Raw genomic sequence first — 18,032 nt, 5'->3', positions numbered from 1 at the left:
CTCCTCTGCTCCGCGAACGGCAAGATAACGTAACGACACCGGGCTGCCGAGGAATCGGCAGCCTATTTGGCCTAAAGTCATAGGTCGGCAAATCTCTATTCCGCATCCAGCTCCAGCTCGACGATGCGTTTTTCCGCGTAATGGGTGTCTTTGTGCGCATGGAACGTTTCCGCTTTTTCCAGGACGACGCCGAAATTGTATTCGGGGATGCCGGCGTGCGGCTCGTAGACGCTTCGGGGCACGAGCACGTTGCCTTCGGGAAAATGGACCTCGATATTACCCGGCGCGATATCGACGTAGCGGGCCCGGCCGTGGAAGATGCCGTGACGATTGTACGCGACGATCGCTTCTCCTTCGCGCATGCCGAGTTTGGCGCCGTCGACCGACGCCATCAGGATGTCGTAGCGGTCCGCGCCGTTGAACGGATCGACGTCCTTGTACACCATGGAGTTGAACTGCTTGCCCCGCCGGGTCGTCACGGTGAATCGCCCCTCCGGCTTGCGAAGCTCCGGCAAATCGACGGGGATCAGCCGCGCGCGGCCGTCCGGCGTCGGGCAGATCCCGCCTTCGCACAGCCAGGCGCCGCCCCACTGGAACACGTCGCCTTGGTTCTGCAAATGCTGAATGCCGTCATAGTTCGGCGCCGTCACTGCGATTTCCCGCCGGATCGCGGCGGCATCCGCGAAGGAGACGAGCTCTGCATCCGACGGACGGACGCGGCGAGCGAGATCGACGTAGATCTGCCACTCGGCGCGTGCTTCCCCGATGCGGGGGCCTCGTATTTCCGGGTTGAAGTAGACCATCCGCTCGGTCGAGGTGGACGTGCCGCCGCCGGGCTGCTCGTACCGTGTCATGGCCGGGAGGACGATGACTTCTTCCCGCGCGTCGGCGAGGGTCGACGTATTCAGGATGATGTCCTGGTGCACGCGCAGCTCCACCGCCTCCAGGCACCGCTGCACGAACGGCGGGTCGGGCATGGTCTCGAGGAAGTTGCCGCCCGACAGGTAGTACAGCTTCAGCTTCCGCTCGTGATCGTCCGGGAGCAGCGCGTTCTCCAGCGTCACGCCGACGATGTCGCCTTGCCAGCGGGGAATGTCGAATCCCCACTGCCGCTCGATTCGCTCGGCCGCTTCGTCGAAGTCGCCGCCCGGCAAGCTGAACGGGTCGGCTCCCATTTCTCCCGCCCCTTGCACCCCGGAATGTCCGCGGATCGGCATCAACCCGCAGTGCTCTCGTCCAAGAAACCCCCGCAAAAGGGCGAGGTTCGCGACCTGCGAAATGTTGTCGGTGCCGAAACGGTGCTGCGTGAGCCCCATCGACCAGACGAAGACGCCCGAGCGCGCCCGGGCGAGCAACAGGGCCAGCTCTTCGATGCGGGCCCTCGACAGCCCGGACGAGCGCTCGAGCCGGTCCCACGACTGCTCCAGCACTTTGGCGCGAAGCTCCTCGTACCCGTTCGCATGGGCCGCGACGAAATCATGATCGATCGCCGAGCCCGGCGCTTTCTCCTCCATCTCGAACCAGGTTTTCATGATTCCGTGCATGAATGCGATGTCTCCGCCGATGTTCACCTGGTAAAAGTCGTCCGCCAGCTTCGTCCCGAACAAGGCGGATTCCGGAATCGACGGGATCCAGTAGCCGTCCATCGCGGGCTCGCGATACGGGTTGATGACGACGATTTTCGTTCCCCGGCGTTTGGCCGCGTACATGTATTTGGTGGACACAGGCTGGTTGCCCGCCGCGACGCTGCCCCAGAAGACGAGGACATCCGTGCCGATCCAATCCTTGTAGTTGCAGCTCGACGCCCCGATGCCCACGGACCGCTTCAGCGCCGTCTTGGAAGGAGAATGGCAGATGCGGGAGGCGTTGTCGATGTTGTTCGTGCCGAGAAAGCGGGCGACCTTCGCGGCGGCGTAGTAGCTCTCGTTGGTGATGCCGCGGGACGTCAAATAGAAGGCCGACTGCTTGGGATGCACGGCGAGGAATTTGGCGGCGATCCGGTCCAGCGCCTCGTCCCAGCCGATCCGGGCGAAGCGGGACTCCCCGCGTCGCCGGATGAGCGGGTACGGGATGCGGCCGAGCTCCCGCAGCTCTGCGCTGCTCCGCTTCCGGAGCTCCGAAATGTCGGCGTGGAGCACCTCCGGCTTGATCGCGGGCATCGTATTGAGACGCAGCACGTTGAGACGCGTCGTGCACAAATGGGGGCCGGCGAGCGTCTGGTCGCGGAGGCCCGAAACGCCGAGGGCGCAGCCGTCGCAGACGCCCTGCGTCAGAATGCGGGCGGCGTAACCGAGATTGTCCCGGTTGTCCCAGGCCGTCTTCATCATGTCGCGGATGTGCTTCGGCTTGACTTTGCCGAGGCCGAACGGCACCTTGCTTACCCAGAGCGACGGATCGGGCTTGCCGGGAAGCGGGATCGGGCCGGTGTGCTTGGTTCTGCCCATGGGATCACCTCGATTGGCGGAAAATAAAAAACCAGCAGCCGCCTGCTTGTCGGGATCGCGTACAAGGGCGGGGTGCTGGATAAAGGTCCGACAAGACGGGCAGCCGAAGCGCTCGCCGTGAAGAACGTTCATGTTCGCATCGAATAAGGACGAAACCGGGACGCACAGGGGTACGCTTCGATCTCTAGCTCTATTGTGCCTGTAATGGGAAGCGCTGTCAACGCGTCCCGGGGAACGAGATCCGTTCGGGATGGGTGTAGACGTTAAACGACGCTCCGCGGATGAAGCCGACGGCGGTGATGCCCAGATCTTCCGCCAGATCGAGTGCCAGCGCCGTCGGGGCGGACTTGGAGAGGACGATCTCGCCGCCGAGCTTGGCGACCTTGAGCAGGATCTCCGACGAAATTCTGCCGCTGAAGGCGACGATTCGACCGGGCAGAATGCCGTCGCTAACGCGAAGCACGTGTCCGTAAAGCTTGTCGAGGGCGTTGTGGCGGCCGATGTCCGACCGCATGAGCCGAATGCCGCCCCGATCGCACAGCGCCGCGTTGTGCACGCCGCCCGTCGAGCGGAACGTCTCGGCGGCGCGCTGCAGCTCGCCCATCAGGCGGATGCAGTCTTCGGGCGCGAGCATCGCTTCGCGGGTGTCGATGCGCTTCGCCGTGCGCGCGTCGCTCCAGAAGTAAAAGCCCTGTCGGCTCTTGCCGCAGCAGGAGGCGACATAGCGCTTGGAGTGCATCTCCGCGGCGAACGCCGTCGGGCGGTGAGTGTCCGCGTAGACATAGCCGGTCTGCGCGTCGTAGCCGATTTCCTTCAGATCGCCGTATGTCGCGATGGCCCCTTCGGACGCAAGGAAGCCGATGGCCAAGTCCTCCACGTATTCGGGCGTGCAGACGAGCGTCGCGAACTCCTCCCCGTTCAGCAGGAGGGTGACGGGATGCTCGGTGACGACGACGTCGTCCGCCTCCGAGAACGCCCCCTGGGCGTATCGGATCAGCCGTCGGCCGGTGACGATCGGGTCAGTCATCGGAATCCCTCCTGCCCGCGACGTCGCGATCGAACACGAACACGGACACCGCCATGTCCGCTTCGAGATGGATGTCGGAAAACAGGTGAAGCAGCTTCGCTCCGACCAGTTCCTCCATGCCGGCGGGCACCGCCTCCGCATACACCTGCTGAATGCGTTTGGTCCGCGTCTCATGGACGGTGTCGCGGCCTTCCGGCGTGCGCGCGATGAATTTTTCCGTGGCGGTCAGGTTGCCGTGCATCGTCGAGATCGCCATATTTTCCGCGAACACGGTGCGGATCCGCTCCGGCCCTTTGCCGAACAGCTCTTTGCGGACGCGGCGGACGATATCGTTGAAAGCGGATTCTTTGCTCGGCATGCGCCATCCTCCCTGCGCAATCTCACTGGTTTGTCTACAATATAAGGGATGCTTCCGGGGTTGACAATGATCGTCGCCAAGGGCATGATGCAGAAAGACACTGCCCGCCCTTTGAGCAGGACGGGTGCGCGCGGGACAAGCCTCGGCCGAAGCGGGCGGGAGCCGACGGCGGGGAAGGGAATCGGCGCGTAGAAGTACGGACATCAGTCGAGCAGACAAGGAGCGCGGATATGGGCAAAACACGCGGACGGCCGGTGAGCGCGGCATGAAAACGGAAGAGAGACGGGCGATAGCGCTGGACCAGGCGCAGTCGCTTGTAGCGGCGCTGGCGAGGCCGCTGCGGACCGAGCGCGTGCCGCTGGCGGCCGCTTTCGGGCGCCGGCTGGCGGAGCCGCTCGTCGCGGATGCGCCCGTGCCGGCCTTTGCGCGCTCCGGAATGGACGGCTATGCGGTGCGCGCGGCCGATCTGGCCGGAGCCAGCCCTGCGCGGCCCGCGCGTCTCGTCGTCGCAGGGGAGACGATCGCGAGCGGCGTCGCGGAAGAGCCGCCGCCAATTGCGCCCGGCGAAGCGTCCCGCATCATGACGGGCGCTCCGCTGCCGCCGGGCGCGGACGCCGTCGTCATGCTCGAGGCGGTGCGGATGGAAGTCGAGGGCGGCGACCCTCGGGCGGTCTTTGCTGGGCCGGTTCGGGCGGGGTTGAATGTGACGCCGGTCGGCGGCGAAATATCTCCCGGCGAGCCGCTGCTGGCGGCCGGCGCGCGCATCGGTCCGGGCGAGGCGGCGCTGCTTGCCTCGTTCGGGCGGACGCGGCCGCTGACGTACGCGCGGCCGCGAGTCGCGATCGTGACGACCGGCAGCGAAGTGATCGCGCCGGAGGAGACGCCGGCATACGGGCAAATCCGCAACAGCAACCTGGTCATGCTGCGCGCGTTGGCCGAAGAGGCCGGCGCCGAAGTCGTGCATACGGCGCATATCGTCGACGACGAGGCGGGCATCGAGCGCGAGATCGGCGCCGGCTTGAACGCAGGCGCAGACGTGGTACTGACGTCCGGGGGCGTATCGGTCGGAGACTTCGATGTGACAGGCCACGTGCTGCGCCGCGAGGGTCGAACGCTGCTGTTCAATAAAATATCCATGCGGCCCGGCAGCGTGACAAGCGCCGCCGCCCAGGACGGCAGGCTGATCTTCGGGCTGTCCGGCAATCCGAGCGCCTGCTTCGTCGGCTTTGCGCTCCTGGTCCGCCCGGCGCTGGCGCGGATGGGCGGAAGACCCGACTTCGACCTGCCGTCCTACGCCGCGCAGCTGGGCGAGGATTTTCCGAAGGGCGGCGCATTCTGGCGTTATCTCCGCGGGTGGACCGCGATGGAGAATGCGACGGTCCGCGTAATGCCCTGCCGCGGCAATCGCTCGTCCGATATCCGCTCCATCCGGGAAGCCGACTGTCTGATCGCGATTCCGCCTTGCCCGGATGGGTTGCCGGCGGGAACGATCGTCGAAGCGATCCCGCTAGGGCCGTGGCGGGAGTGAGTAGCTGCGCCCGATGGACGGGTTCCGATAGGGAGGCGATGATGAGATGAGCGAATCTCCGCTGCGAACGCGGTGTCATGCGATCGTGCTGGCGGGAGGAGCGAGCCGCCGGATGGGGACGCGCAAAGAACGGCTCGACTTGAATGGAGAGCCGAATTTGCTGCGCTTGTGCCGCCTGCTCCATGGGATGGCGGACCGGGTAACGGTCGTGACGGATGCTCGGGAGACTTACTCTTTTTTGCCGGAGGACATCGCGGTCGTGCGAGACCGGGTGCCGGACCGCGGTCCCGTGGGCGGCATCTGCACGGGAATGGGCGTCAGCGACGCGCCGCTCCAACTGGTGGCGGGATGCGACTATCCGCTCGTCTCCGAGCAGGCATGGTTCCGTCTTTTGCGGCAATTGGAGGCGAATCCGAACGCCGACGCGGTCGTCCCGGTGGCGTTTGGCAAGGAGCATCCGCTGTGCGCCGTCTACCGGGCGCGGACCTTGCCGCTCTGGGAGGCCGCTCTCGCCGCCGGGGAGCTGCGCGTACGACGAACGGTCGATCGCATGAGCACGGTGTTCCGGCGGATGGAGGACGAGGAGGAGGCCGAGTACGTCAACATGAACGAGCCGGAGGATTATGCGGCGGTGAAGGAGCGATTGTCGTGAGCACGGGGCTGCGCCCGCCGATCGTGCAAGTCGTCGGCTACAAGAACAGCGGCAAGACGCGGCTCGTGCGCGAGCTGGTGGCGAGGTTCGCCGCCGACGGTCTGCGCGTCGGGACGGCGAAGCATCACGGCCATGCGGACGACCTGGACGTGCCGGAGACGGACACGGCGCTTCACCGCGCGGCCGGCGCCTGCGCCGTCGCGATCGCATCGCTCGGCCTCTCCGCCGTCTGGGAGTCGAGGGAGCTGAGCCTGGCGGAGCTGGTCGACCGCATGCCGCCGTGCGACCTCGTCATCGCCGAGGGTTTCAAAACGGCGGATTACCCCAAGTGGGTGCTGCTGCGCGACGAATCGGACGTGCCGCTGATCGCCCAGGTGACGCAGGTCGTCGGCGTCTCGGCTTGGTTCGACTATGCGCACCCATCGCTGCCCGTGCGCCCGCTGGCCGATTACGACGGGATCGCGCAAGCGGTGCGGGAGGCGATCCTGCGGGGGAGATGAGCGGGGGGAAGGGGGAGGGGACGACAAGGGGGAGGTGCAACCTCCGCCCGGCGCCCCAAATAGGGAACAAATCGCTCCCTATTCCCGCGGTCCCCCCGCCGGCTACCCGAAATAAGGAACAAACCGCTCCCTATTTCCGCACTCCCCCGCCTGACGCTCGAAATAAGGAACAAATCGCTCCTTATTTCCGCATTCCCCAGCTGGATGCCCGAAATAAGGAACAAATCGCTCCCTATTTCTGCATTCCCCAGCTGGATGCCCGAAATAAGGAACAAATCGCTCCCTATTCCCGCGGTCCCCCCGCCGGCTACCCGAAATAAGGAACAAACCGCTCCCTATTTCCGTACTCCCCGCCCGACACCGGACTTTTCCCGGATTGTGCCCCCAAAATAGCCTGCCCTAGTCGCCCGTAGGTCCGACTTCCCTCCCTTGCCCGGATCGTCTATAGTCCCGAACTATAAATTAAATAGCTTTTATGTATTTTGCCTACGACCGCCCGGTGTGCTACAACAGAAGAAGGACTACTAACTTACGGGAGTGAAACGCAATTATGTCGGAAGTGAAAAAGATCGCCGTTATCGCCGGCGACGGCATCGGCCCCGAGGTCGTTGGCGAAGCGATTAAAGTATTGAAGAAAACGGAACAATTGTTTGGGTACCGGTTCGAGCTCGAACACGGCCTGTTCGGCGGCATCGCGATTGACGAGAAAGGAACCCCGCTGCCGCAGGAGACGCTCGAGATCTGCCAGCGCGCGGACGCCGTGCTGCTCGGCGCCGTCGGCGGACCGAAGTGGGACAACAATTCGAAGGAGCTCCGTCCGGAGACCGGCCTGCTCGGCATCCGCAAGGCGCTCGGCCTGTTCTCCAACATCCGGCCGGCCGTCGTCTTCGACTGCCTGAAGGACGCCTCCACGCTGAAGCCCGAGGTGCTCGAGGGTACCGACTTGATCGTCGTGCGCGAGCTGACGGGCGGCATCTACTTCGGCGAGAAGTTCCGCCGCGAAGGCGCAAACGGCCAGGAAGCCGTCGACACCTGCGTCTACAACGTCCATGAAGTGGAGCGCATCGTGCGCCAGGCGTTCGAAATCGCGCAAAAGCGCAGCAAGCGCCTCGCCTCGGTCGACAAGGCGAATGTCCTCGAGACGTCCCGCCTGTGGCGCGAGACGGTGAACCGCATTGCGCCGGAGTATCCGGACGTGGAGCTGGAGCACGTGCTGGTCGACAACTGCGCGATGCAGCTGCTGCGCCGTCCGTCGAGCTTCGACGTCATCGTCACCGAGAATATGTTCGGCGATATCCTGAGCGACGAAGCGGCGATGCTGACCGGCTCGATCGGCATGCTGTCCTCGGCTTCCCTCGGCGAAGGCAGCTTCGGTCTGTACGAACCCGTGCACGGCTCGGCCCCCGACATCGCGGGCCAAGGCATCGCGAACCCGATCGCGACGATCCTGTCCGTGGCGCTCATGTTCCAATTGACGTTCGGCTACGCCGAAGCGGGCGCCGTCATCGAAAAAGCGGTCAAGAGCGTCCTCGACGCCGGCCACCGCACGGGCGACATCGCGGTCGACAAGAGCAAGGCGATCGGCACCGAGGCGATGGGCGATCTGATCGTCGCTGCCATGACGCGCTAATCCTGCGTTCTCGTCCTTTCGGGAAAAAGTTACATTAGAATTATTCTAAACAAATAACGATTCAATATTGATTTTGATTCTCAAACTGTGGTACGATCTCCATGAAGCAAAACAAGCCCGGCTCTGAAGTCGGATTTACTTGGGAGGTAATCGTACAATGGCAGAGCGTTTGGTAGGCCGCCCGGCTCCGGAATTCACGATGGAGACCGTGAACGGCGACGGTAAAGAATTCGGCAAAGCTTCCTTGTCCGACTACAAAGGCAAATGGCTGGTATTCTTCTTCTACCCGCTGGACTTCACGTTCGTTTGCCCGACGGAGATCGTCGCGCTGTCCGATGCTTATGACCAATTCAAGGCATTGAACACCGAAGTTCTCGGCGTCAGCGTAGACAGCATCCACAGCCACCGCGCTTGGATCAACACGCCGAAGAACGATAACGGCCTCGGCCAACTGAACTTCCCGCTGGCAGCCGACATCACCAAGCAAGTCGCTCGCGACTACGGCGTTCTGATCGAAGAAGAAGGCATCGCGCTGCGCGGCTTGTTCATCATCGACCCGGACGGCGTGCTCAAATACCAAGTCGTTAACCACAACGACGTCGGCCGCAGCGTAGAAGAGACGCTTCGCGTCCTTCAAGCTCTGCAATCCGGCGGCCTGTGCCCGATCAACTGGAAACCGGGCGACAAGCATCTGGTAGCGAAATAAGCAATCGAATCGGATCGAGGGACGCATGCTTAGGCATGCGTCCTTTGCCATCCTCTGGGCGTCGGTCCAATCGTTTTCGTTTTGGCGGATGGCAGGAATTCGTCGGAAGCGAAGAGAATATAGTGTATATCAACTTTGCCAAACCAAAACCATCCGTTTCGTCGAGGAGGGGAAGAAGATGGGATTCTGCTGCGGCGCCAGCATGATCGGAACCAAGGGGACGCTGAAGCATTACCGGACGCGGATACACAACGTGCCGATCCTGTTCTGTCCGGTCTGTCATCGGGTCGAGGTTCATTATCTGGTGGAAAACGAGTACGAGATATTGGCGGAGTATGCGCACGGCGACGGGGCGTCCGAAGTCGACTTCCACGACTACGTAGACGAGTCGGACAAAGACCTGAACGAGAACTGCGTAAGCAACGAGGACGAAGATCCGCTTTTGATGGTGCAGAGCCAGATCGACATGGGTCTCGACCTGCTGTCCTTTGCCAAGCAGATCGGGGACGCCGAATGGGAAAAGCAGCTAAAGCGTCGGCTTGGCGTCCTAAGCCAAAGGCGGCACAAATTGCGCGCCAAACGCACCTCCGGCGGCGCGCACTGAGCCTTTAGACCTAGGACCAGTCCCATGCGGATAGTTACGATGCCCCTTCCAGCAGCGCGCGGCGGATGTTAGCGTTGCAGGGAGGGGTATTTTTGCGTTCCTTTTTCGGTCATACAGAATGGATAAGTTTTATCCCTATCCATTTCTGTATGACCTCCGATAAAAACGTGTCGCCGTCCGGAAAGACGGCAAAGCCGTTTTTACTTGGTACCCATCTCAACCGATGATTTTTGGGGTACGCATATTTTGGCAGGCGGACCCCCTCATTTGATATCGCCTGACCGAATGGTTGTAATTGCGGGGTGAGCATTTGCTGCTCTTATTGTGGGAAAGATGGTTCGGACGATCTTCGTCGTCCGCAACGATAGAAAATCCGGGCGAGGCACTGGAGCAATCGGTGCTCGCCGCCCAACAAGGGGACGCCGAAGCGCGGGACCATTTGATCCGCCAGTATCGGCCGTTCATCGCGAAGACGGTGAGCCGTTTTTGCAAACGGTATATCGACCCTGCGCGGGACGACGAGTTCAGCATTGCCATGACCGCGTTCGACGAAGCGATCGCGCGCTACTCGCCCGAAGCGGGCAGCCGCTTTCTCGGCTTCGCCGAAAAGGTGATCGTGCGCAGGCTGATCGACTACGTCCGCAAAGACCAGCGCCATCGGCAGACCGTCCCTTATAGCGCGCTTCAGGGAGACGACGAGGAACAGAGCTCCTTGTTAACGCGCGTCGAAATTCGGGAAGCGGTGACCGTCTACGAGAAAGAACGGCTCGCGGAGGACCGGCGGGAAGAGATCGCCGCGCTGACCGAAGCGCTCAAGGCGTATGGCGTCTCCTTCGGCGACCTCGCCGGCCAATCGCCCAAGCATCAGGATTCGCGCGAGGCGCTGCTCGGCATCGGACGCAGGCTGGCGGACAATGCGGCCTTGTTCGAGACGCTGCGGCACAAGCGGCAGCTGCCGGTCAAGGAGCTTTGCGAAGCGGAGAAAGTGTCCAGAAAAACGATCGAGCGCCACCGGAAATATTTGATCGCCGTCGCCCTCATCGCGTCCGGCGGTTATCCGTTTTTGCAGGAATACATCGGTCTGTCGAGCAGCGAGAAGGGGGGAGACGTATGAGCCGGGCCATCATCATGTCGGTAGAAGCGGGAAAGGCCGTCGTCCTTACCCCGGACGGACGTTTCCTTCGCGTGAGCGAGAAAATCGGCTATGCCGTCGGCGACGAGGTGGAGATCGATCCTTCCGAGCTCGCGTCGCCGGCCCGGCGGCGGTCGTTCGCGCGGAGCGGCTGGATCGCATCCGCCACATCGGCGGCGATCGTCGTACTCACAATTTTCGCGATCTGGACGTTCCGGACGCCGCCCGTCGTCGCGTATGTATCCATGGATGTCAATCCGAGCGTGGAGATGGGGCTGGACAGCAAGGAACGGGTTCGCGAGCTTCGCGCGCTGAATGCCGATGCCGTCCCGATCGTCCAGGCCGTAAGCTACAAAGGAGAGAAGATCGAGGAGGTCGCGGCCGCCCTCGCGAGCGCGCTTGCGGAGCGGGATCTCCTCGCGGCGAACGGCACGGAGATTGTCCTCGCGAGCGTGCCCGTCCGCTCCGTCGCGACGTCCTGGGAGGATGACGTGACGGCGAAGATGACGCAGGCGATCGAGGAAGCGGCCGGTTCGCCCGCGTCCGGCGCTCTCGTGACGGCCGTTTCCGTCCCTCGCGAGGTGCGGGAAGAGGCGGAGGCGCACGGACTTTCCGCGGGCAAAATGGCGTTCTGGCTGAAGGCGGAGAGCCAGGGGCACGATCTGTCGCTGGAGACGCTGCGGCAGACGGCGCTGAAGGATATCGCATCGTCCTGGGGCGGCGTCAAAGCCGTCATGGAAGACGGGGCGTCGAACGGCTCGACGAGCAAGGAAGCCTGGAAAACGCTGCTCGAGCAGGCGCAAGAGACGAAAGCCGACAAGCTCAAGGAGACCAAGGTTCCGGCATCGAGTCAGGCGAACGGCAAAGGAAACGGCAAGTCCGGCGCCCAGGCGACCCCTTCGCCAAGCCGCGAAGTGCAGGCGCAGACGAAGGATCGGACGCACGGCAAAGACGGCAAACGCGACAAGCGCGACCGCGACAACCGTGACAAGCGGCATGACGGCAAGAATAAAGGTTCGCACGGCAAGGACAAGACCCAGTGGAACGAGGAAGACGTCCGGAGATGGCTGAACGGCTGGAGCCGCCAGTCCGGTCTGTGGGCGCAGCAGGACTGGTCCGAGATCATCCGCTCCCCCTTTTCCTTCGGAAACGCCGCGACCCTTGCGGTGAAGACGCCGGGCGGCGACCAAAAAGTTGGAAGCGGCCAAAACGCCAAGGGCGGCGAGAACGGCCGCTCCTCCGGCAAAGACGCGGGCCGGCATACCGGCAAAAGCGGAACTGGCGGCGGCAGCGGAAAAAACGGAAGTAACAAGAATGGAAACAACAATAAGAACGAAAATGGCAAAAAGAACGAAAACAACAATAAGAACGAAAAAAATAAAAAGAACGAAAGCGTCGGGAAGAACGGCAGCAATGGAAACGGCAATCAGAAGGATTCCCGCGACGAAAATAACAAAAACAATAACAACAAAGGCCAGAGCGGCGCCGGGAACAAATCGTCCGGCGACGGCGACCGCGGCAAAGGAAATGGCGAGAGCCTGAACGACTCGGAAAAAGGGAAGGACGGGTCGCGCAAGCAAACGGAAAATAGCAGCCAATCCCAGGGCCAAAACCAACAGAATGGAAAAGCGGAAAAGCGATAATCCGGAATCGCCCGAGCCCCCTACATTTCGACACGATCTCCGATTGACAGTCCTTCGATACCTTGTCTATGATTAATGTGAATTTTTGTCGGCAGGGGGGAGAAGATCATGGAGAGATGGAGAACGCGCTATTTTCCGTTATTGGCTGAGTTCGCCCTGGCGACCGGAGAAGACCAGAGCAGGCAGCTCGCAGAGCTCAGATCTTCTTTGCAGGGCGTACCGACCGACGATATCCTCAAACACCATGAAGAGAGCGTACGTTTTCTGCTCTCCAATGCCGAATCGGAAGACCGGATGACATTGATGCACCGGTCTCTTTTGTTTTTGATGGAGCTGCTCGCCTCTTTGCATCTTCCCGAAGGGGCGGCCGCGCGGGAACCATCGGAGCGGGAACGGCTGAAGGAAGCGGCCGTCAAGTCCGTTCCGATCGACGAGGAGCGGCCGAGCAAGTTCGAGACGGTGCTGCAGCATATGGACAGCGGCATCGCGCTGTTCGACGCGCAGGGGACGCTTCGGTTTCTGAACGTGCAGATGTCCAGGGTGCTCCAGGCGCCGCGGCGGGTGCTCATCGGCAACTCGCTGCGTCAGCTCATGTTCCACCCGAACCTGCGGCGCCAGACGCGGCGGATCTTTATCCGCATGCTCAAGGAAATGGTATATTATCGTCGTTTCCACGGAGAGTTCCAGGATGCGAACGGGCGATTCCTCCTTGTTACCATTTCGCAGATCGACGAGCTGGACGGCGACTATTTAGTCAGTGTGAAGGATGTCTCCGAGTACAAGCAGATCGAGCAGACCGCATTCCAAAACGACAAGCTCGCCATGCTCGGCAAAATCGCCGCCGCGATCGCCCACGAGATTCGCAATCCGCTGACGTCGATCCGGGGTTTCATCCAGTTGCTGAGGCCTTACCTGGACACGATCGGCAAGCAGGAGTACGCCCGGATCATTCTCTCGGAGATCGACCGGGCGAACGACATCATATACGAGTTTCTCAACTCCTCCAAGCCGTCGGCTCCGATGACGCAGACGGTGCTGGTCGGCCTCCTGCTGAAGGAGACGATCCTGCTGACGGAGAGCGAGGCGCACATGAGCGGCATCGAGCTGAGCTGCGAAATTTTCGATCCGTATATCATGATCTCGATCGACGTGAAGCAGATCAAGCAAGTCGTCCTCAACATGGTCAAAAACGCGATGGACGCGATCCTCTCCGCGCCGGATCAGCGCCGGGGACTCATCAAGCTGACCGCAAGGCGGGAAAAGCGCTTTGCCGTCATCAGCATCAGCGACAACGGACGCGGCATGGACCGCTCGACGCTGAACCGGCTGTTCGACCCGTTTTTTACGACGAAGGAAGACGGCACCGGGCTCGGCTTGTCCGTCAGCTATCGGATCATTCGCAATCACGGCGGGACGGTGCACGTGGACAGCCAGGTCGGCGAAGGGACCGAATTCATGATTTACTTGCCATTGATAGAAGAGAGAGAGTAGAATCGGGTTGACAGCCTGGTTAGCAAACGTATAACGGGTGGGAACCGACCAGATGACGCTCCGACGAACGGCCGACGGGCCGCCTATTAAAAAAGGATGATCAGCTCCGCGACGAAGATGTTGCGGGGCTGTTCTGGTTGCGCTTTCAGCCGAATATATCGCTAGCAAGAGCGTCATACGAGATGCATCATCATGAGGGAGCGCGACCAGATGATAAGCCGACAACCGCAAGCGGCAAAAGACTTCCGGAGATACTTGGGCAGCCGCAGTCGAACGAACGACTCGGAGATCCGCAGAGGTATGCGGGCTTCGCTGCGGGAGGGCATCCCGGCGAATATCGTCGGCAATTTGCTCGGCGGTCCGCTGCAGACGGCTTTTTTGCTCTATCTCGGGTTCAGCTCCGAGCAGATCGGCCTCGTGGCGGCGATTCCGTCGTTCACGCTGCTCATCCAGATCTTCATCGCGCTCGGCATGCAGCGATGGCGCAATCGCCGTCGGCTCGTAACGATCTTCGGGACGACGCACCGTACGCTCTGGGTAGCCACGGGACTCATTCCGCTGCTGTTTCCCGAGGCTTCCTGGGCGCCCCTCTATTTGATCGTCTTTTTACTGTCGTTTTCCTTCGGCCAGGCGGGCGGGGTCATTTGGACGTCGCTCATGGCGGATATCGTGCCGCCGTCGCTGCGGGGACGCTATTTCGGCATCCGCAATACGACACACTGGGCGGTCGTCAGCCTGACGCTCTTGCTCGGCGGCCAATTGATGGAGTGGATTCCGGGCGGCCGCGGCTTCACGATCCTGTTTGCCGTGAGCGCCCTCTGCGTCGTCTGGAACGGCATCGAGCTGTCGCGGTACGCCAATCCGCCCTTCCAGCCTTCGCAGGATGGCGGCTCAGCCGGCGTTCGGCTGTTCAAGCCGCTGCGGGACCGGGGCTTCGTCACGGCAACGCTGTTCATCACGATCTACATTTTGGCGCAAAATATCGTCGTTCCGCTTTTTTCCTTCGTCATGCTGCATCGCCTTCATCTGAGCTACAGCAGCGTAACGCTGATCACGATGCTGCAAAATATCGTCATGATGGTCAGCTATATCTATTGGGGCAATCTGAATGCCAGATACCCGGCGCGGACGCTGCTGCTGTGGACGTTTCCAATCATCGCGCTGGCGTGCCTCGCCTGGTTCGGCTTGGCCGCGCTGCCCGTGCTGCTCGTCTTGGGCGCCGTGCACATCTTGCTCGGTATCGGACTCGGCGGATACAACCTGCTCGTCTTCAACTTTCTCATCGGCGACACGCCGAAGGCGGAGCGGCCGATGTACGTCGCCGTCTTTTCCGCGCTCACGGGGATCGCCGGCTTCGTCGGACCGATCGTCGGCGGCTGGGTGTACAAAGCGGCCGGGGACGCGCCGGCATGGATCCAGGACTACGGGGTGACCGGCTTGGCGGGCGCCGTTCTCCTGCTGCTGTCGGTCGCCGTCGCGCCGCTTGTGTTCCGCAGGGATAAAAAGGGCAACGTATAGAAAAAAGGAGGACGACTTCATGAGCGAATTAACCGGCATCCGGGACCGCGTGCCGCCCGGGCAGCGCGTAACGACCGGCTTCCCGGTGCTCCATCACGGAGATGTGCCCCGCTACGGCGATCTGGGGCGATGGACCTTGAAGATCTTCGGACTCGTCGAGGAGGACGTGGAATTCACATACGAAGCGTTCATGCAGCTTCCCCGGCGCGAATTCGCGAACGACATCCATTGCGTCACGACGTGGTCCAAGTTGGACAACGTCTGGGAAGGCGTGGCGGTGTCCGACGTCATGGAGCGGGTGAAGCTGAAGCCGGAGGCGAAGTACGTCATGCTCCACGCCGAGCAAGGGTGGACGACCAATCTTCCGCTGGCGGATTTCCTGAAGGAAACGTCGTTTTTCGCGCTGAAGCACGGGGGGCAGCCGTTAGCGCCCGAGCACGGCTTTCCGGTACGGATGGTCGTTCCGCACCTCTATTTCTGGAAAAGCGCGAAATGGCTGCGGGCGATCGAGTTCCGCGCCACCGACAAGCCGGGTTTCTGGGAGCGGAATGGGTATCACATGTACGGGGATCCTTTTCGGGAACAGCGCTATGATTTCGATTGAATCAAGGGTTTTCAGTTCGAACCGCGCGGGCAGGCGAGGGTTGTTACTTGATTTTGCGCCGCAATCCCGGTATGTTGAAGCAAGAGCTTGTTATCAGACAAACCGGGTGAACGTATGAATACGGATATCAGCATCGCACTGGTCATCATCGTGATGGTCGCCGCCTTCGTGGGGACGATCCTGGTCGGGGTCTCGCGCAAAAATCGGGAGGAAAACCCGGAGTACGCGAATCGGCCGGTTCGCAATTGGACGAAGCTGTCCGCCTACTATCTCGTCGCGATTATCGTGCTCGTGATTTTGTTTCTTTTGCTGATGAATATGTAGGCGCCCAGCGTCCGAAACGAAATCAGCCCGCAGGCGGAATGCCTGCGGGCTCTGTCGCATGCGGCGGCCGGTCAGGCCAGCGCGCGTCGGAATTCCTGGGTGAGCAGAGGGACGACTTCGAACAGATCGCCTACGATGCCGTAGTCGGCGACTTTGAAGATCGGCGCCTCGGGGTCTTTGTTGATCGCGATGATGACGCGGGACCCGCTCATCCCGGCCAAGTGCTGGATCGCCCCGCTGATGCCGCAGGCGATATAGATTTCGGGCGTCACGACCTTGCCCGTCTGGCCGATCTGCAAGCCGTAGTCGCAGTAGCCGGCGTCGCAGGCGCCGCGGGAGGCGCCGACCGCGCCGTTCAGGACGCCCGCGAGCTCCTCGAGCGGCTTGAAGCCTTCGGCGCTCTTCACGCCGCGGCCGCCGGAGACGACGATCTTGGCTTCGGCGAGATCAACCTTGCCCGTCGTCTTGCGGACGACCTCCTGCACGACCGTCCGCAGGGAAGCGGGCGCTTCCGCCTGCCGCCGGACGATATCGGCCTTCCGGCCGCCTTCCGCCGGTGTTGCGGCGGGAAGGTTGTTCGGCCGGACGGTGACGACCCAGGGGTAAGCGGCGAACGTCCGCTTCTCGAACGCTTTGCCGGCATAGAGGGGGCGCGTAAAGGCGATCCGCTCCCCGTCGCGCTCGATGGCGACGACGTCGGAAATTTGCCCGGCCTGCAGCCGCGCGGCGAGCGTCGGCCCGAGATCCCGGCCGACCGCTGTATGGCCAAGAAATACGGCATCCGGTCGCGCGTCGTCGAGCAGCGGCGCGAGGGCGGACGCATACGCTTCCGGGTTGTAGGTGCCGAGCGCCGCGTCCTCCAGCAGATAGACCTGCGCGAGCGGGTATACGGCCAGCTCCTCCGCCAGCGCCGCCGTCCCTTCGCCGCCCAGGATGACGGCCGACACCGCGTCGCCCTCCGACGCCGCGAGAAGGGCCGCCTGCAGCGCTTCCAGCGCCACCTGGCGCAGCTTTCCGTCCCGATGTTCCGCGATAACCAGATAAGTTGGGCTCATGATCACGATTCCTCCTCGATCTCTCGTCGAAGTGCGGTCAAATGATTTTCGATACGGTGCGCAGCTTCTCCACAAGCGCGGCGGCCTGCGCCGCCGGGTCGCCTTGCAGGAGCTGTCCGGCTTGGCGGGGCGGCGGCAGGAAGAGGTCGGTCCGGTCGGTCTTGGCGGCCAGATCGTCGGGATTCAGCTTCAGATCGTCCAACGTAAGGAGCCGGAACGGCTTTTTCTTCGCCTTCATGATACCGGGCAGTGATGGGTAGCGCGGCTCGTTCAAGCCTTGCTGGGCGGTGAACAGGGCGGGGAGCCGGACCTCGAGCTTCTCCAGATCGCCTTCGGCGTCCCGTTCGACGGCGGCGCTTCCGCCCGAGACCGTCAGCTTGGTGACGGACGAGACATGGGGGATGCCAAGCTGCTCCGCCACGCGCACCGCGACCTGGCCCGCCCCGTTGTCCACCGAAAAGTTGCCGCCGATGAGCAGGTCGTACGACTGATCCTCGAATACGGCGGCCAGCACGCGCGATACCGCATATTCGTCGGACGGGATGCGGTCGTCCGTCACGAGGACGGCTTCGTCCGCGCCCATGGCGAGCGCCGTCCGCAGCGCTTCGCCCGTCCGCTCGGGACCGACGGAGACGACGACGACTTGGCCGCCCTCCGCCTCCTTGATGCGGATCGCCTCCTCCACCGCGTACTCGTCGTACGGATTCATGACGAACTTGACGCCGTCCTCGGACACGCGGCCGTCCCGCAGGACGATTTTTTCCTCCGTATCGAAGGTTTGCTTCAGCAGCACATAGACGTTCATGCCGATATCCC

At 62.3% G+C, this 18,032-nt stretch carries 17 protein-coding genes; 12 read left to right on the top strand and 5 right to left on the bottom strand.

All coding sequences use genetic code 11. The annotated features are described in order from the left end of the window. Nucleotides 1–95: 95 nt before the first annotated feature. From LKX83_RS17935 to LKX83_RS17925, 3 genes are all read right to left on the bottom strand, one after another. Nucleotides 96–2,444, bottom strand: a complete 2,349-nt coding sequence (locus LKX83_RS17935; RefSeq protein WP_227883665.1) for an FdhF/YdeP family oxidoreductase — start codon at nucleotides 2,442–2,444, stop codon at nucleotides 96–98. 217 nt (nucleotides 2,445–2,661) lie between these two features. After that, on the bottom strand, nucleotides 2,662–3,471 hold the full coding sequence (gene fdhD, locus LKX83_RS17930; protein ID WP_227883664.1) for a formate dehydrogenase accessory sulfurtransferase FdhD: 810 nt from the start codon (nucleotides 3,469–3,471) through the stop codon (nucleotides 2,662–2,664). Beyond that, entirely contained in the window at nucleotides 3,464–3,829 is a 366-nt protein-coding gene (locus LKX83_RS17925; RefSeq protein ID WP_227883663.1) for a Na-translocating system protein MpsC family protein, read from the bottom strand. The genes fdhD and LKX83_RS17925 overlap by 8 nt, the downstream gene beginning before the upstream one ends. 265 nt (nucleotides 3,830–4,094) lie before the next feature. Here LKX83_RS17925 and LKX83_RS17920 point away from each other — a divergent pair, with 265 nt between their 5' ends. The 12 genes from LKX83_RS17920 to LKX83_RS17865 all read left to right on the top strand — a co-directional run bounded on the left by LKX83_RS17920 (nucleotide 4,095) and on the right by LKX83_RS17865 (nucleotide 16,161). Next, a complete protein-coding gene (locus LKX83_RS17920) occupies nucleotides 4,095–5,357 on the top strand; it encodes a molybdopterin molybdotransferase MoeA (RefSeq protein WP_227883662.1) in 1,263 nt (420 codons plus the stop codon). Nucleotides 5,358–5,403: 46 nt separating this feature from the next. Then, the gene (gene mobA, locus LKX83_RS17915) at nucleotides 5,404–6,009 is read left to right on the top strand and encodes a molybdenum cofactor guanylyltransferase (RefSeq protein ID WP_227883661.1); all 606 of its coding nucleotides are present in this window, start codon (nucleotides 5,404–5,406) and stop codon (nucleotides 6,007–6,009) included. Further along, nucleotides 6,006–6,509, top strand: a complete 504-nt coding sequence (mobB, locus tag LKX83_RS17910; RefSeq protein ID WP_227883660.1) for a molybdopterin-guanine dinucleotide biosynthesis protein B — start codon at nucleotides 6,006–6,008, stop codon at nucleotides 6,507–6,509. Before mobA ends, mobB begins: the two co-directional genes overlap by 4 nt. A 550-nt stretch (nucleotides 6,510–7,059) precedes the next feature. Next, entirely contained in the window at nucleotides 7,060–8,139 is a 1,080-nt protein-coding gene (gene leuB, locus LKX83_RS17905) for a 3-isopropylmalate dehydrogenase (protein ID WP_227883659.1), read from the top strand. A gap of 157 nt (nucleotides 8,140–8,296) precedes the next feature. Continuing rightward, nucleotides 8,297–8,845, top strand: coding sequence for a peroxiredoxin (locus LKX83_RS17900; RefSeq protein WP_227883658.1), 549 nt, complete (start codon nucleotides 8,297–8,299; stop codon nucleotides 8,843–8,845). 178 nt (nucleotides 8,846–9,023) lie between these two features. Next, nucleotides 9,024–9,449, top strand: a complete 426-nt coding sequence (locus LKX83_RS17895) for a hypothetical protein (RefSeq protein ID WP_227883657.1) — start codon at nucleotides 9,024–9,026, stop codon at nucleotides 9,447–9,449. A gap of 310 nt (nucleotides 9,450–9,759) precedes the next feature. Further along, on the top strand, nucleotides 9,760–10,563 hold the full coding sequence (gene sigI, locus LKX83_RS17890; protein ID WP_227883656.1) for an RNA polymerase sigma factor SigI: 804 nt from the start codon (nucleotides 9,760–9,762) through the stop codon (nucleotides 10,561–10,563). Beyond that, the gene (locus tag LKX83_RS17885; RefSeq protein WP_227883655.1) at nucleotides 10,560–12,224 is read left to right on the top strand and encodes an anti-sigma factor domain-containing protein; all 1,665 of its coding nucleotides are present in this window, start codon (nucleotides 10,560–10,562) and stop codon (nucleotides 12,222–12,224) included. The genes sigI and LKX83_RS17885 overlap by 4 nt, the downstream gene beginning before the upstream one ends. Nucleotides 12,225–12,332: 108 nt before the next feature. Next, nucleotides 12,333–13,715 carry an ATP-binding protein gene (locus LKX83_RS17880; RefSeq protein ID WP_227883654.1) on the top strand — a complete coding sequence of 461 codons (1,383 nt, stop codon included), beginning with the start codon at nucleotides 12,333–12,335 and terminating at the stop codon, nucleotides 13,713–13,715. Nucleotides 13,716–13,925: 210 nt separating this feature from the next. Beyond that, nucleotides 13,926–15,233 (top strand): MFS transporter, encoded by a 1,308-nt coding sequence (locus LKX83_RS17875; protein WP_227883653.1) that lies wholly within the window; start codon nucleotides 13,926–13,928, stop codon nucleotides 15,231–15,233. Nucleotides 15,234–15,252: 19 nt separating this feature from the next. Next, nucleotides 15,253–15,837 (top strand): sulfite oxidase-like oxidoreductase, encoded by a 585-nt coding sequence (locus tag LKX83_RS17870; RefSeq protein ID WP_227883652.1) that lies wholly within the window; start codon nucleotides 15,253–15,255, stop codon nucleotides 15,835–15,837. 114 nt (nucleotides 15,838–15,951) lie between these two features. Next, complete coding sequence (locus tag LKX83_RS17865) at nucleotides 15,952–16,161, top strand: hypothetical protein (RefSeq protein WP_227883651.1); 210 nt, start codon at nucleotides 15,952–15,954, stop codon at nucleotides 16,159–16,161. Nucleotides 16,162–16,232: 71 nt separating this feature from the next. Here LKX83_RS17865 and LKX83_RS17860 read toward each other — a convergent pair whose 3' ends face one another. Both LKX83_RS17860 and LKX83_RS17855 read right to left on the bottom strand, forming a co-directional pair. Then, nucleotides 16,233–17,216, bottom strand: a complete 984-nt coding sequence (locus tag LKX83_RS17860; protein ID WP_227883650.1) for an electron transfer flavoprotein subunit alpha/FixB family protein — start codon at nucleotides 17,214–17,216, stop codon at nucleotides 16,233–16,235. Nucleotides 17,217–17,253: 37 nt separating this feature from the next. Further along, nucleotides 17,254–18,021, bottom strand: coding sequence for an electron transfer flavoprotein subunit beta/FixA family protein (locus LKX83_RS17855; RefSeq protein WP_227883649.1), 768 nt, complete (start codon nucleotides 18,019–18,021; stop codon nucleotides 17,254–17,256). Nucleotides 18,022–18,032 lie beyond the last annotated feature (11 nt).

It is taken from the genome of Cohnella baijiui (genome assembly GCF_020731285.1).
Lineage (GTDB): Bacteria > Bacillota > Bacilli > Paenibacillales > Paenibacillaceae > Cohnella.
This window is presented reverse-complemented; position numbering and strand designations above follow the sequence as displayed.

Bases quoted from the DNA above. Each gene is read 5' to 3' on its own strand.
- LKX83_RS17935 (WP_227883665.1), bottom strand. From the start codon at position 2,444: ATGGGCAGAACCAAGCACACCGGCCCGATCCCGCTTCCCGGCAAGCCC.
- fdhD (WP_227883664.1), bottom strand. From the start codon at position 3,471: ATGACTGACCCGATCGTCACCGGCCGACGGCTGATCCGATACGCCCAG.
- LKX83_RS17925 (WP_227883663.1), bottom strand. From the start codon at position 3,829: ATGCCGAGCAAAGAATCCGCTTTCAACGATATCGTCCGCCGCGTCCGC.
- LKX83_RS17920 (WP_227883662.1), top strand. From the start codon at position 4,095: ATGAAAACGGAAGAGAGACGGGCGATAGCGCTGGACCAGGCGCAGTCG.
- mobA (WP_227883661.1), top strand. From the start codon at position 5,404: ATGAGCGAATCTCCGCTGCGAACGCGGTGTCATGCGATCGTGCTGGCG.
- leuB (WP_227883659.1), top strand. From the start codon at position 7,060: ATGTCGGAAGTGAAAAAGATCGCCGTTATCGCCGGCGACGGCATCGGC.
- LKX83_RS17900 (WP_227883658.1), top strand. From the start codon at position 8,297: ATGGCAGAGCGTTTGGTAGGCCGCCCGGCTCCGGAATTCACGATGGAG.
- LKX83_RS17895 (WP_227883657.1), top strand. From the start codon at position 9,024: ATGGGATTCTGCTGCGGCGCCAGCATGATCGGAACCAAGGGGACGCTG.
- LKX83_RS17885 (WP_227883655.1), top strand. From the start codon at position 10,560: ATGAGCCGGGCCATCATCATGTCGGTAGAAGCGGGAAAGGCCGTCGTC.
- LKX83_RS17880 (WP_227883654.1), top strand. From the start codon at position 12,333: ATGGAGAGATGGAGAACGCGCTATTTTCCGTTATTGGCTGAGTTCGCC.
- LKX83_RS17875 (WP_227883653.1), top strand. From the start codon at position 13,926: ATGATAAGCCGACAACCGCAAGCGGCAAAAGACTTCCGGAGATACTTG.
- LKX83_RS17870 (WP_227883652.1), top strand. From the start codon at position 15,253: ATGAGCGAATTAACCGGCATCCGGGACCGCGTGCCGCCCGGGCAGCGC.
- LKX83_RS17865 (WP_227883651.1), top strand. From the start codon at position 15,952: ATGAATACGGATATCAGCATCGCACTGGTCATCATCGTGATGGTCGCC.
- LKX83_RS17860 (WP_227883650.1), bottom strand. From the start codon at position 17,216: ATGAGCCCAACTTATCTGGTTATCGCGGAACATCGGGACGGAAAGCTG.
- LKX83_RS17855 (WP_227883649.1), bottom strand. From the start codon at position 18,021: ATGAACGTCTATGTGCTGCTGAAGCAAACCTTCGATACGGAGGAAAAA.